21 protein-coding genes and 1 pseudogene are annotated in these 13,195 nt (G+C 42.1%); 5 read left to right on the top strand and 17 right to left on the bottom strand.

Translation table 11 applies throughout. The features are described from left to right. Positions 1-46 precede the first annotated feature (46 nt). From lepB to ICL16_RS14185, 12 genes are all read right to left on the bottom strand, one after another. Positions 47-871: a signal peptidase I gene (lepB, locus tag ICL16_RS14235; RefSeq protein WP_238360775.1), complete on the bottom strand. Its 825-nt coding sequence runs from the start codon at positions 869-871 to the stop codon at positions 47-49. Positions 872-886: 15 nt separating this feature from the next. Next, positions 887-2,104: an IS110 family transposase gene (locus tag ICL16_RS14230; protein ID WP_190828680.1), complete on the bottom strand. Its 1,218-nt coding sequence runs from the start codon at positions 2,102-2,104 to the stop codon at positions 887-889. A gap of 320 nt (positions 2,105-2,424) precedes the next feature. Beyond that, positions 2,425-2,664 (bottom strand): hypothetical protein, encoded by a 240-nt coding sequence (locus ICL16_RS14225; RefSeq protein WP_190828678.1) that lies wholly within the window; start codon positions 2,662-2,664, stop codon positions 2,425-2,427. Continuing rightward, the gene (locus ICL16_RS14220) at positions 2,654-3,292 is read right to left on the bottom strand and encodes a hypothetical protein (RefSeq protein ID WP_190828676.1); all 639 of its coding nucleotides are present in this window, start codon (positions 3,290-3,292) and stop codon (positions 2,654-2,656) included. The genes ICL16_RS14225 and ICL16_RS14220 overlap by 11 nt, the downstream gene beginning before the upstream one ends. 8 nt (positions 3,293-3,300) lie before the next feature. Beyond that, positions 3,301-4,077, bottom strand: coding sequence for a hypothetical protein (locus ICL16_RS14215; RefSeq protein WP_190828674.1), 777 nt, complete (start codon positions 4,075-4,077; stop codon positions 3,301-3,303). Then, positions 4,050-4,424 carry a hypothetical protein gene (locus tag ICL16_RS14210; RefSeq protein WP_190828672.1) on the bottom strand — a complete coding sequence of 125 codons (375 nt, stop codon included), beginning with the start codon at positions 4,422-4,424 and terminating at the stop codon, positions 4,050-4,052. Before ICL16_RS14210 ends, ICL16_RS14215 begins: the two co-directional genes overlap by 28 nt. Positions 4,425-4,459: 35 nt before the next feature. Then, positions 4,460-5,134: a hypothetical protein gene (locus ICL16_RS14205; RefSeq protein ID WP_190828670.1), complete on the bottom strand. Its 675-nt coding sequence runs from the start codon at positions 5,132-5,134 to the stop codon at positions 4,460-4,462. 154 nt (positions 5,135-5,288) lie between these two features. Next, on the bottom strand, positions 5,289-5,450 hold the full coding sequence (locus ICL16_RS14200) for a hypothetical protein (protein ID WP_190828668.1): 162 nt from the start codon (positions 5,448-5,450) through the stop codon (positions 5,289-5,291). After that, complete coding sequence (locus ICL16_RS14195) at positions 5,447-5,827, bottom strand: hypothetical protein (protein ID WP_190828666.1); 381 nt, start codon at positions 5,825-5,827, stop codon at positions 5,447-5,449. Before ICL16_RS14195 ends, ICL16_RS14200 begins: the two co-directional genes overlap by 4 nt. Before the next feature lie 178 nt (positions 5,828-6,005). Then, positions 6,006-6,140, bottom strand: a complete 135-nt coding sequence (locus ICL16_RS46810) for a hypothetical protein (protein ID WP_273038712.1) — start codon at positions 6,138-6,140, stop codon at positions 6,006-6,008. Further along, a complete protein-coding gene (locus ICL16_RS14190; protein WP_190828664.1) occupies positions 6,137-6,640 on the bottom strand; it encodes a MerR family transcriptional regulator in 504 nt (167 codons plus the stop codon). The genes ICL16_RS46810 and ICL16_RS14190 overlap by 4 nt, the downstream gene beginning before the upstream one ends. Before the next feature lie 86 nt (positions 6,641-6,726). Continuing rightward, the gene (locus tag ICL16_RS14185) at positions 6,727-6,987 is read right to left on the bottom strand and encodes a hypothetical protein (protein WP_190828662.1); all 261 of its coding nucleotides are present in this window, start codon (positions 6,985-6,987) and stop codon (positions 6,727-6,729) included. A gap of 271 nt (positions 6,988-7,258) precedes the next feature. On the opposite strand from ICL16_RS14185, the gene ICL16_RS48020 reads away from it, so the two are divergent. From ICL16_RS48020 to ICL16_RS14165, 3 genes are all read left to right on the top strand, one after another. Next, positions 7,259-7,651 (top strand): hypothetical protein, encoded by a 393-nt coding sequence (locus tag ICL16_RS48020; protein WP_238360774.1) that lies wholly within the window; start codon positions 7,259-7,261, stop codon positions 7,649-7,651. A gap of 125 nt (positions 7,652-7,776) precedes the next feature. Beyond that, entirely contained in the window at positions 7,777-8,466 is a 690-nt protein-coding gene (locus ICL16_RS14170) for a hypothetical protein (protein WP_190828656.1), read from the top strand. 60 nt (positions 8,467-8,526) lie between these two features. Continuing rightward, on the top strand, positions 8,527-9,096 hold the full coding sequence (locus ICL16_RS14165) for a DUF4102 domain-containing protein (protein ID WP_190828654.1): 570 nt from the start codon (positions 8,527-8,529) through the stop codon (positions 9,094-9,096). Here the strand turns inward: ICL16_RS14165 and ICL16_RS14160 are convergent. From ICL16_RS14160 to ICL16_RS14140, 5 genes are all read right to left on the bottom strand, one after another. After that, complete coding sequence (locus tag ICL16_RS14160; RefSeq protein ID WP_190828652.1) at positions 9,077-9,412, bottom strand: hypothetical protein; 336 nt, start codon at positions 9,410-9,412, stop codon at positions 9,077-9,079. The genes ICL16_RS14165 and ICL16_RS14160 overlap by 20 nt on opposite strands. Positions 9,413-9,469: 57 nt before the next feature. Next, positions 9,470-9,643, bottom strand: a complete 174-nt coding sequence (locus ICL16_RS14155) for a hypothetical protein (RefSeq protein ID WP_190828650.1) — start codon at positions 9,641-9,643, stop codon at positions 9,470-9,472. After that, the gene (locus ICL16_RS44850) at positions 9,640-10,110 is read right to left on the bottom strand and encodes a hypothetical protein (protein ID WP_202895551.1); all 471 of its coding nucleotides are present in this window, start codon (positions 10,108-10,110) and stop codon (positions 9,640-9,642) included. The genes ICL16_RS14155 and ICL16_RS44850 overlap by 4 nt, the downstream gene beginning before the upstream one ends. Then, on the bottom strand, positions 10,107-10,688 hold the full coding sequence (locus ICL16_RS14145; protein WP_190828648.1) for a tyrosine-type recombinase/integrase: 582 nt from the start codon (positions 10,686-10,688) through the stop codon (positions 10,107-10,109). The genes ICL16_RS44850 and ICL16_RS14145 overlap by 4 nt, the downstream gene beginning before the upstream one ends. Before the next feature lie 168 nt (positions 10,689-10,856). Continuing rightward, entirely contained in the window at positions 10,857-11,438 is a 582-nt protein-coding gene (locus ICL16_RS14140) for a 2OG-Fe(II) oxygenase (protein ID WP_190828646.1), read from the bottom strand. A gap of 84 nt (positions 11,439-11,522) precedes the next feature. Here ICL16_RS14140 and ICL16_RS14135 point away from each other — a divergent pair, with 84 nt between their 5' ends. Together ICL16_RS14135 and ICL16_RS14130 are read left to right on the top strand one after the other, a co-directional pair. Beyond that, positions 11,523-11,828, top strand: a complete 306-nt coding sequence (locus ICL16_RS14135; protein ID WP_190828644.1) for a glucose-6-phosphate dehydrogenase — start codon at positions 11,523-11,525, stop codon at positions 11,826-11,828. Between the two features lie 15 nt (positions 11,829-11,843). Next, a pseudogene (locus tag ICL16_RS14130) lies at positions 11,844-13,195 on the top strand (hypothetical protein); the annotation flags it as partial.

Genomic DNA, 13,195 nt, shown 5'->3' with positions numbered 1-13,195 from the left:
ATAGTTCCCCTTCTCACCAACTGTATTCACATAGAAGCGTTAATGTTTATAACAAACCGATCTGTTTGAGAAATAAATTTTCACTCTGACGTTGCTGACTATTTCGCGTTTCATCCAACTCGCGTTTACGCATGGGCGGCATAACGATTCTGACAGCTTGACTGACGATATTTTTTCTTTCCACAACACCCCAGCAACGTCCATCATAGCTTTGTGTACGATTATCCCCTAATACTAAATAGGAGTTTGATGGTATAATTTGCGGCTTAGATAAGAAGGGCGGTTGCTGTCCTGATGTGCAAATATCTACAGATGTAAGTTGTGTGGGAGATAAGTAGTTTTCTTGAAGGAGTTGGTTGTTAATATATACTTTGCCATTTTTAAGTTCAACCTGTTCTCCAGGCAAAGCAATAATCCGCTTAATATATAAGTCTCTATGTTCTTGTTGTCGTAACTCTTCTGTCGGCTCAAATAAAACCAAATCGCCTCGCTTGGGTAATTGAGAGCGATAAGCGAATTTATCAACTAAGATCCAATCTGCCTGCTTTAAGTTTGTGGAACTACGTATAGTTGGTTCCATTGATGCTGTCGGCAAATACTTAACTTCAAATACATCTTCCGCCTGATTCTGATTAGATTCAGGCTGTTGTTTCTGTGCTAACAATGGGTTAACTGTAATTTTTGATGCTAGTAATTGCTCCTTCTCCTGTAAAGCTCCTATTGATGCTCCTTCCACAAAAGTAAAAGGAATAGCGGCAGATAGTAGTATGAGGAAGGTAAGACTAATTTTTGGGAAACGCATCTGTCTTAAGGTTGAATTATTAACTATCAACTCTTTGATAATACGGTCTAATTTTGCACTTAGTTCCAATGGTTCCCATTCACTCTAGTCCTTTAAGTTAAAACTAGCCAGTTCTTTTACCAATTCTTTAAACAATAGCTTGCACGCCTTTGCCGCGATGCGCGATCGCACAAGTCTTGGTGGTCGCCCAGCGGCTTTTTCGTCATCTAGCTGCTTACCAAGTTTTTTACCAATTTCATTCTTGAGACGCGAGTTTTTTGGCTCAATTCTTGTAAAGACCCATTGCCAAAGGGCTTTACGACACAACTCGGAGCCACCTGCTACCTTGATTTTGCTAGTATCGCCTGATGAATTTTGAGATGGAGCCATCCCCAAAGCTTTTTGGAATCGACGCAATGACAGGTGCCGTTTGGTAGGCTTACCCGATTTCCTACCTTTCCTAACCCTCACCTCTGGTAAACCGTTTTCCCCAAAATAATTCTCCAGCGGGTAAATTTCACTGAGAATTATTGCCGTGAGACGATCGCCAAACCCAAACTCGTTGAACACTCTACGGTACGGTCGAAACTTTGGTTCAGCAAGTATTTGCGTTAATTCTAATTCAATACTTTGCTCTTCTATTTGAAGATCGCAGATTCGGCAAGCATGTAACCTAACTGCACTAGTAATGCCTAACCCAATTGTTTGTGAGTAAAGACGGTCATACCGCGTTGAAGGACGCTTGGAAGCTAGCCATCCCCAAAGTAACGGAATGCACCCAGACTTACCCCTTTGCGATTTGATTAGGGCTACTTCCGGAAATTGCCACGCCAGGTCTTGTCTCAATCGGTTAATAATAGGAGATTGCACGCGATTTAAATGCACAAGTCTTAACACTAGCTCACGAATACGCGCTGTCTGCTCATCTCTAAATTGAACAAATCGTCTCTTTTGATTTGCGTAATCAAAGTAATAGCAAGCAAGAGCAAGGGCGTCGGCGTCGTCATCTTTGTCAGGCAAGCCTAATTGATTTTCGCGGTAACGCCTTAGTTCTTTATGCCCAACTAATTTTACATCAACTCCAGCACGACTTAGGTGCGTTGCCCACAACCGACTGTAGTTAACACCTGTTGGTTCAATTACGGCAACATCTGGATTGAGCGATAGCAAAGCTTTAATTCCGATACTGTTAGCAGTAAAACAATAAAATTTGCACTCATAATAAAACTGGCGCGGATCTTCTGGTTTTTGCTCAAGTAAACAAGCAGAAACAGAGGACTTACTTACATCAAGTCCCAATATTTTTGAGTTATTCTGTTGCATTATTCGGTGTTTTTTAATAGTGTCAAGCCTTTGAATCACCCAAAAGCCGTTGAGCTTATTTCACTCTTAAGGCATTAAAGACACAATAGAAACAGCCCTTAAATAGCAGTTGAGCTTATGAATGAACGAAAAAGCTAAAAAAGCTTGATTCTCACTGAAAGCCCTACACTGCTACATTATGAGCTGACGGTTTGGTTTGGACCCAGACCGCGACGGGTAAGTATGTGTGGTGGTATCGCCTCCACTGTCAGCCTACAGCACATACCCTTTACCGCTAACTTGACCCGTTTCGCCGGCGGGTTAATCCGGCTCATCAGGCGCTAGTCATAATCACCTTTATCGATGCCAAAATCGATTGAATCTAAAGCCATAATCGCGTTTTGTACATGCTGGTTAGCATGAAAATCGCAATCGCTGTTACCTATTTTTTCTGCTTTTATAAGTTCAAGAGCTTGGTCGATTTCGCAATTGGCTTCAACCAACTTCATCCAGGTTTCGTAATAATCCCAATCTGGATCTGGTAGGAGATTATTGTTGTTTTTTAAAATTTCATTCATCATCTAATCCCACTAATTTGTACTCGTTATCTGGGTCAATAGTATTTAAAATATCAGTCATTGCCTTTCCCATTAAAACGTCAAAAACTGAATATCCGGCAAGCATTTTGTTGATTTTATTTTTAGTCATTGCCGCCTTTAATTCAGGTGTTTGTAGCCGTGGATCTACTTCAGAAAAATCATCTGGAAATGGTGTAGGAACTTCATCGCCGTCGATCCAGCGTGAGCGTTGGTTATTATAAAATGCTTGGAATGCACTTTCGCTTAGTGGCTGTGGTGCTGATTCTAAAAAATCTGCTAGTTCCTTAGTACGCTGCATTCCTTCTGGTCCACATTCCATGCTTGCTACCCATCCACTTTTCATCGCGAAGCCACCTTTGGAGATCGCCTCCGCCGCAACTTCTTCTGGATTGACGCTGTGGTGTTGTGCTGTAATTTGAGTTAGGGCAACAGCCTGACTACTGAGAAGCCTGTCCAGGTCAATAATCCATAAAGAGACGATCTCGTCATCTTCCTTCGCACGCTCCATTGGAAAGGGATCTCTCATGGGAATGCCGTGAGGAAATAAATGCAGGATTGGTTGGTAAGGGCTATCAGGTATTAACTTTACCCAAGTGTCATGTTTGGTCATAATTAACCTCATTTGATCCGAAAACTTTTTTGTGCATCGATCCATTGTGCCAATCCCTCAGCAACAATCTGCTCAACAAGAGGTATCCATTGTTCTTTGTTAAGCTTCTTGCCGTCGAAGCTTTGCTTTCCAAGCCAATCAGAATTTAAGATATCAGGTAGTTCTGGACGACTCATTAACCAAGCGTAAAAGTTTTGCGCTTCTGGTGACCATTGACGCTGTTGCTTTTCCACTTGAAATTCTAAAGCTTTGTAGTTTTGAACTTGCTGTAATCGTTGCTGTTCGGCTTCAAGTTGTGCTTCGATATCGTCAACGGTGATTTCTTGTCGAAAGGTTTCTCTAAACCTGTCAACAGCATCTGCTAACTCGTAAGACTTCATTGCCTCATATGCATCTGCATTTATTTTGTTGTCGATAGTGCGTTGCTGTACATGTTCATCAAGCGCTGCTATTTTATCAACAGCCTCAACTGTTTCATTGAACTCTTTACTCTCTGCCATTTCGCGAGATGCATACCCAGCAATGGGAAATGCTATGACGGCGAAACCAATGCCTAGCGCCTTGGTTAGTGGTTCAGCAAAGTATCGCTTTATCGGTTCAATTCCAGGTGGTTGAGGCTCCTGAAATGAATACGCCCTGTGAGTACAAGACTTAAAACCAGCAATAGACGTACACAACAAATACTCATTCCAATCGCTTAAATAACCAGGAATAGCAACAGATAATCCTATTATTCCTAATCCGAAACTACTTGCTGCTATCTCTCTGAGTGAAAATTGTACCATACAAATGCACCTCCCATTGCTAACAGCACTGTAATGATAGTTACGGCGGTAGTAATGCTGTCACGATATAGATAAAAGACATTCCAGAATCCAATTAAAGAGCTAATTACTGCTAGTATTCGTAGTAAATTACCTTGTTTGTTTGTTGAAAAACTAACAATAAAGTAACCAATAGCGAATACAAATCCTAGTGGATACAACAGAAAAAATTTTGGTACTAGCTGACAAAGAAACGATACTGCTATTCCAATAGAAAACCAAGTAAAGAACTCTGACCAGTTAGCCAAATGCAAATAAAACTTGGTACTCTTGCCACTAGGTTTGGGTGTAATTTCTGTTTGTTGCATATGTTTTGGAGGGGTTAATTTAACCCCTCGGTTCTTTACTTAGCAGTAGCTAGATGCCCCAAGCGAATGTATTCTTTGTCTTTTTGTCTCTTGATGGCAGTAGCGGCTAGCAAGTCTTGGCGCTTTTTCTGTAAGTCTTCTGTTGCCTCAAGGCGTTGTTCGCCCGCTTGCTTTTGTGCCTCGATCAGCTTCAAACTGGTTTGTAGCTTACCTTCTCCTAGTTCCCCTATCAATTCATACTTGGCATCCAATGCCTTGATTTTACGATCAACCTTCTGGGATAAGGATTGACCATACCGTTGATAGTCGGCTAAAGCTAGGAAAGCATTGGCAGTAGCTCTATCAATGCACTTCTTACCGTCAACTACTATTTGTGTGGAAGCTGCATAAAATTCAGCAAGCTTAACTTGCCCTTGCATAAGCATGGCAACGTTTTTAAGCATTTGAGGTAAGGCAGCAGTGTTTGTTCTGACAACTTCAGCCACTTTGTTAGCAGCAACTACTTTGTCTTTGAACTTCGGATCTGCCATATTTATTGGCTCCCACTTTAAGCCGTTAGATTCAAACAAGCCTTGTAGCATTGTTTGTGCTTCCGGTAATAGCGCTTGGCTGCCCATTTGCTTAGGGTTAGTAGTAAATCCATTCCCTTTCTTACCGTTGATTGCTGTTAGTTTTTGAGGGTCATTGTTGCCTAGCTTTTCAAATTCCATTACGGTGTCCTCGAACTGCTACAGTGTCAACTTTTATCTACGTGTTTTCAGTTGGTTCTCTTTTTACCGCATTTACCGCAAAGCTTTATTCAATTAAGGTGCGGGAAACTGCGGTCACCGATTGCGGTAAGTTTTGCGGTAAATTTTGCGGGAGCTACCGCGAGTAGCTTTCGATACCATGATTGCCGCTTACATCCAATTCAATTCTTAATTGAAAGCCGGGTGAAACTTTCACTAAGAAAGGTAAGAGTATCGCCAAGCCGATGCACATTATTAAGGTGGCGATCGCGCTCGTGATTGGGTCAGAGTCATTCATAGCTTGCCTAAGTAACGTTCTAAATCATCGCTAACCCATTCTTGGTCACGCACAAACTCTAAGTTTGAACGTCCATATTGTGCAATGAGTTCGTCTTCTTCAGTTAGGTCGAATAATTCTTCGTCTTCATCAGGTTCAATCAACTTGCCCTGCACTTTTTGAAAAATGTCTAACTTGTAAATCTCTCCATTGATCACTTTACACACGCTACAAACACTGTAATCTCTCCCCATATTCTCAAGATCAGCGCTACTACTAGCTTCTTGGAAAGTGTTATCGTAGTCGCTTCCTCTGTACTGGATGCTCAACATCTTTAAGGATTTTGGAGATGGGTAGGACTGACAAACTAGATATTCGCCTTCTTCAAAATCACGCATAACTTTTATCTCCCATACTTCGCTCGAAGGTCGGCTTTGATTTCTTCTCTTACTTGCTCAAAAGGCTTGCCATCGGCTAATCCGGCTTTAGCTTTTTCAATGCATTCGTCATACTCTGTAGCTAAATTCTTACCGCATACACAATTAGCAGCAAAGATTTTTGCAGTTTGTTCGTTAGTTAATGGTCATCTTGCAATACCTTTTGTAGTGTTGTGTGTTGCAGTGCGCGTCCTGTTGCCAAATGCAACCGAATTGCAATGGTGCAAAGTGTAGTTGCCAAAAGTAGCGACCAAAACACGTTGATAGCAATCATTGCGCCTCTCCCATTGCGGGTGGAAGCGCGTTGCGCTTTCCCGGACTAGGTAGGAGTTGCATCGCTTCTTGCAGCGATTGGGTAACGGTTTCTCTCTCCTGTTGCAACGGCGAGTGCAACATCCGGTGGATTTCTTGCAGCGTCCGCCCCGGTAACTGCTGACAGAATGCTGCAGCCATTTCACGAGAAACTTGACCGAGAAATGCATTCAACATTGCATCATGTAGTGATTGACCTGCATCGCTAGTTGCAGCGTTATCTGTTACATCTTCTGTTGCCACTGCATCGCTGTTTGCAGCCAATGGCGTTGCATTTTCTGTTGCACGGCGACTTTGCAGTAGCTCGATACCTTTTTCCGTCCAAAATTTTTTACCGTTCTCGATCACCAGGTGAACATCCGAGATAAACGCTTCCGGATAACGGCTTAACCAAGCCCGAATTGTGCCTTCTGGTATGCCCGTTTCCTTTGCGGCTTCGGGCGTCGTGTATAACTGGTTCATGGTATGATGGCTCCTAATGAATATTGAGTTGGTGATAGCCGCGTTACTGTTTGGCTATCACCTTTTGCGTTTTTGGATTTGTGCGTCTACGTCCGCTCCGAATAAAACTGATACAACTTTTCAGCAGAACCCTCTAAAAGTTCAATCTCATCAGTTACTTCTTTCCAATCTTCTAAACTCAACGCGGCAAGGCTTGCGTTATTGCTTATCCATGCTTGAAAAGCCCATGATTCCGACTCTTCAGCCTTTATGGCTATTTCTAGCCAATCACCCAGAGTTAGAGTATGGACGTTAATTGATACTTCCCACAGTGCTGAATTTTGATTTTTGAGTGTTGTTGTAGTCATAATTGAATTTCCTTCAATTTCTTTAGTTTTTGAGTTCTTTAGATTTGCTTAACAATTTTTGAACTCCTTGATATAACTAGGTTTCTTGTGTGACTGACATGTAACCACTGGCAGGTCTTTCGTTCGCTCAATGCTTGCAGGCTGCCATCTCTGCTGGTTTTGCGGATAAAGTACTTGTCAAAAAAATTGTACCCATGTACAACTAAATAAAGTCTAATACTACCAATGTGAAATTGCAAGATAGTACATGGGTAAAATGGAGGTATTGTACATGGGTATTATTAATGGCGAGGAAGTCAATACACGGTGTGAGGAAGAGGAACGTTATGTTCACGCTGACACCAGAGGGAACCGAACTGCTGGAAGCCAAGGCGAACTCTCTTGGCATAAGCAAAAGCGAACTAATAGAGCGGATAGCGAGAAATCAAGTTTCGTCGGACTCGAATCGCCAACTATTGGGGGAATGCTTTGCCAACTGATAGGCGACTATCGCGATCAGAAGGCGGCGAGAGAAAAGGAGATATCTCGGATCAGGGAAGAGAAAAAACGGTTAGAGGACGAAGAAAATCGACTTGAAATCGAAGTAGAAAAGCTTCAACTAAGAATTGGGGAGTTTGAATTGCTCCAACAAGATTTAGAGGATCGCTTTGAGGAAGATTCATAAACCATCCTGCTATCGGCCGGATGGTTTTATTTTGCACATTTAACCATCCCAAAAAAAAAGCCCTTAAGTTGTGAGCTTAAGAGTCTAATTCTTAATGAGTTATCTGTAAATTTCTAACCACAATTATGACACAACAAAGCACTGAATGGACAGATAAGCACGAGCAATTCTGCTTTCAAAACCGTATCCCTAACGCCGCTAAAATCTTATGGCAATGGCTACTACGGCAAGGTAAATTAGCCACGGAAATCGAACCAGATTTATCAGAATTCAATAACTGGGTAGAGAAGTGGAGAGGGAAGAAATACTCACATCACTACCTAAAAAAGATGTTCAACCTGTTAGTTGAGTGTCGGGTCATAGGCGTTCTCAAGCAGTTCTGTTGGAAAATATACAGAATAATAATCAAACCCTTAGAGTGGTTAGACCCCCCAAAAAAGCGTGAAAAAAAGTTGCACAATAGCAACTCCAGTTACAATTCACAGCCCTCAAACGACCAATATACCGTCGCCGGGAATGAACAGCAGCAGCATTCTAATATTTGTGAGAATCAGGCATTGCTAGCAGATACGGGTATTGTTTATGACGACAATCAAAAAGAGGTTCTCGACCGACCAATTAATGAGATAAAAATCGCGCTTGCACTCTTTGAGATACGCGGTGGTTTTGAGAAAATTCAAAATCCTGAAGGGTGGATACGTGCTTGCCTAGTCAATCGTTATTGGGAGTCAACACGTAACTACAATCTTTTACTAGCCAAATTTGGGAATCTTACTACTTGGAATGAATTATTCCCAGACGCGATTAACACATAAAAACTACTTCCAGCAAATTGCTTGATGGAAGTAGAGACAATAAAATCACTAATTCAAATTATGAATAATAAACTACGTGGAACGCAGTTATCTCTGGATATTGTTGTTGAACCTTTAGTTAAGACAATTCATGATCCTTACTGGGATGAAATCTTACGCGAGTCGGTTGAGAAACCGGACTGTGATAATTTTGAGCAAGGTAATTTTACGAACGAAGTTGTTCACCAACAACAGCAGCTTGTTGGTGAGCAAATTTCTTTGTTAACCGCTCACCAACACACGGTCACCCAGTCTCCGTACCAAAGTGTTGGTGAGCAAGTTGCAGAAGAAACGACAAAAGACACAGTAGAAACCCTTGTTGGTGAGCAGGTTACACTTGACACCAAAAAATCTGCTCACCAACACGATAAGCAAACTCATTGGGTAGAGAGGTACTGGGTAGAGAGGGGAGGGAATAAATACTGGTACTACCGCTATACCTGGATGGAGGGGCGGAAGCTGCACCGCCATTACATTGGTAGTACTCTCAAGCCGTCATCTCAACGTAAGAAAGAAGCTGTGGAATTGGCGATCGCATCCGGTGATTCACCATTACAAATCAAGCAGTTGCTCAAAACTTTCTCAACTTGACCCAATGGTAAAACTCGTTGAACTTCCTCCAGGTCGGCACATCACGCAGGAAAGGCATGTTTGGGTCATGTCTGTGTGAGGGTGACTGTTTGCGCTTAACCTCAATAAACTCATCCAAAATTTGGAGAATGTGCCATTGAAAAACCTCGCATCTACCAATAGCGAGGTTTTCCTGGTCAGGAGGGGACTTGGCATCAATCGCTCTAGCATACTCCAAGATTTGGTCAGCTAGTGTGATCGGCACCCTGATGGTTTTAGTTTTCCCGTGCTTCCAAGTCGGCTCCCAGCTTGTACTATTTCTTCCCAGTTTGAGCATGGCTTAAAATCCTGTAATGCCTGTGTCAAGGCAGTATACAGTATTTTAAAGCAAATCTTATGGAACAATACAAACGCATGATTGATAAAGTTCCTCAACCTGGTCCCAAGCTTCATCACTAAGTTCCTGCAGTTTTTTAGCAAGATCCAGCGGGTGGTCATAGTCACCTTTTTGGAGTAGTGCGTAAAACTCTTCGATCTGGCAGAAAAGGTAAGATTGTTGCACTGTCATCGGATATAGCTCACTAATAAGGGAATAACTCGAACTCCAGACGCGGCTAGTTTTTGCATATCGGCTTGAAACCCCGCCCACCCAGGCGCTGTTCCCAGTACAATACACCCAGCACTACCAGGAATATTTGCATCTCGATGTACTCCAAAATCTCCCCGCTGCCGACCATTGATTTGCACCATGTGCGGATCAATCTTGTAAAAGTTGCCTTCAACTCCTTTGAGGTTTGGCATTGGGATTGGTATGGTGCTAACGGTGTAATGTGGGATGTCCACATCGCTTTGCGGTGGGATGCTTCCCCGTCCTTTTACCGCTAGTTCGTCGTGTTCCTGCCAATTCGCACTGCCGGAAGTAGCACGGTAAATGTTCTTAATCGTGCTGGAGTCAGAGTCAATTAGGAGTAAGCGTCCCTCCAGTAACTGCCTTGAATCTTCCAGCTTGTTGTAAAACAAAAGTAATGGTTTCATAAGGTTGCAATTGCTCCTTTGACGCGATCAGCAGAAATGTCAATGTACTTGCCCAAAGCTTTCAAGTCCTTATGCCCCGTAATCTTCTGAATCGTGTACAAGTCAACCCCGTTTTCATGCAAGTGGGTGATAAACGAGCGCCTGGTGCTATGGGTGCTAATCCCCAAAGCCCCTAAACCAGCTTTCTCTACAGCAGCTCGCAAAATCCGATCCGCCCACCGCGTCGTAATTGCCTTTGAACCGGTGCGATCAGGAAACAACCAAATTGAGTCAGAATCAGGTTTGTACCCTCGCAAAGATTCGCTTAGTACTGGGTGAACAGGTACTTGACGAGTGTGCCGCTTGCCATCAGGTGATGCCTTGCGAGTACTTGCCCGAAAAGTAATTTCCTGTTGAGGCGATCCGTTAGGACTGTATACGTCTTCAACCTTTAATTGCACTAGTGCGCCCCACCGCTCACCGGTGTACCAAGCTAAATCCAAAAGAATCTGATATTTACGATTTTTAATTTGCTTGCGGATTTTGGAATAGTTCGATTCAGTAAGTACAGGTGCTTGTCCACTTCGGTTATTTTTCATGTAAACTTGCTAAAAGAGTTTTTCATATGTAGTTCCGGTTTAACCATGCAAGAGAGTAAAACCGGAACTTTTTTAGTTTTAAGTACTAGTTATAGCTGCTTTAAATCTATTCTGGCTAATGCTTAGAAGCCTTCCGTATAAGTTCCGAATTTACATAAAACTGGAACACTATGCCTCATTAATCCAACCGGAAAAGCTAAAACGACTTGATTTAAAATCCTCACATTTTACAGGTAAAACTTCGTGATAAGCCTCGCTAGCAAAGAAAACACAACGATTATTAAGTGGTTCAACGATGAGCGCGGGAACACTGTATGTGTTAATGTCTGACAAATCAGAAGATTGATAAACAAGCAGTTGTCCACCTGTAAAAGATTTTGGAATAATGTGGTAGTAATAAACAAAGGTTATTTTTCTGGACCTTCGATAGCTTTTATCTTCATGAATAGATAAAAATCCTTGATTTTGGTAAGCATTATGGCTAATTTCAATCTCTCCAAAATTCAAAGACAGAATTTTAAGCTCAGTTAAAACTTCGCGCATATAAGTAATGATATTTCCAGCAATATTAGATTTCCAAAGCTCAAATCCTTGCTGGGAACCCCATCCAAGTTGCTTTGGGTATTTTGGATCGTTTGTTTTTTGAATAAAGCTTGCAGATTTATCAATAGTTTCTCGTATTAATTTGTGATTATCTGATTCACTTAAAAAATTATCTAGTATAAATACAGGATATTTGTTTGTAAACATAACATTTATCAACAGTAAAAAGACTGATTTACAAAATTTATTAGCACAGACAAGATTGAAGTATCTTACTTTTAATAACTCAAAATGACAGCTTTTTCAACTACCGATATTCCTTCAAACATCGATACTTTAGAAAAACTCGCAGCTTGGATAGGCTTATCTCTCACGGCTATTAACCCAACTTTGACTGCAGTCGAAGCTCCTAATTACTCAGCAAGAACCTGTCAGGCCGGCACTTTTTTTATTGAAGCTGATAATAAACATCGCTTACTAGTAAGAGTATCTTTGCCCATGTCCGCCGAACACCTATCAGGCGCTAATAATCCTTGGACTTATACAGAGGCACTATCAGAAACTGCAATTCCTGACAGTTTTAAAGTAGCAGCATAAGGAAAAAATAAAAGTATGGATTGGGAACCGCAACCACAACAACCACCAAGATTTCAAAGAGAATTTCAATTTGAACCTCTTGATTTTGCGGACCCTTCCTCTTCTAAAGGAACTTTCAATGTCGGATCCGCACCTAAGCAAGGGACTTTTAATGTAGGGTCAGTAGAAGGTGGTGCTTTAAGTAATCCTTACAAACCAAATTTTGAGCCAAAACCACCTGATGATTTTAGTAAAACAGTTTATGAGGTTTACAACAAACAGAAAAATCTTAATGATTTAAAAAATCTCAACAAACAACTTGATAAAACTCTAGAAGCAATGGACAAAGCATTGCCTAGAGAAGTTGAAGTTTTACCACCTGATGAATTTAATCATTTAAATAAGCCATTAAAAAATATTACTCCTGAAGAAGATTTACAGGAGATTATCAAACTTCGCGAACAACAACTCAGAAAACCATCACCAAAAAATCCGGTTCCGGGACCTTTACCAAAACCACCTGTTAAAAATCCTGCTCCTTTCAAAACAATTCCCGACCCGGCAACAATTCCGCGTGACATTCCCAGTCCTAGACCAGTAGGTGACCCAAAACCGAATCCTAAACCAGCGACAAAACCGGCTCAATTTCCAGCGCCAACACGAACTCCAAATTCCTTATCTCCAGTACCAACTCCAAAACCGGCTCAGCCTCCAGCACCAACGCCAAGCCCAAAAGGTGCTTTAGGCGGTACTGCTGTTGGTGCTGCCATTGATTTTACTTTCCGTGTTGCGTCTGGTCAGCCATCAGGGCAAGCTGCTTATGGTGCGGGAGGTGGCATTGTTGGCTCAATTGTCGGAACTGCTTTAGGCGGACCGATCGGCGGTGTAATCGGCGGTGTTCTTGGTGGCATGATTGCAGATGCAGTTTTTGACACAGCTTTTCCTCCAGAGCCACAACCTGAGCCGGAACCTGAGCCACCGCCACCATATTTTGGTGGTGAAGAATATGCAACTTGGAATCCCGCTTTTGAAAATGATAGTCCTCAAAAAATTGAGGCTCTAAAACGTACCATTAGCGCTAGAACCTTTACGGGACTTGTATATCAAGTTGAGCAAGACCCACAAGGATTTTGTAATGGCTTTACCAATTGGAGTAATTATTCAATCACTTACAAACCCTCGCCTTCTTTGCCATTAAAAATTAAAAGGGTTTCTTCAGATCAATTACCCGGACGATGCGACGCAAAAAATCCACCACCAGGACCTAAATTAATTGGATTTGTGCGTGTTGGATCACCTTCACCATCACCATCCCCAAGTCCAAGTCCATCCCCAAGTCCGAGTCCGTCACCATCACCTTCTCCAAGTCCGAGTCCATCCCCAAGTCC

The organism is Iningainema tapete BLCC-T55, assembly GCF_014698965.1.
Lineage (GTDB): Bacteria > Cyanobacteriota > Cyanobacteriia > Cyanobacteriales > Nostocaceae > Iningainema > Iningainema tapete.
Note: the sequence above shows the minus strand (reverse complement) of the source record. Positions and strands in the feature narration are given on the sequence as shown.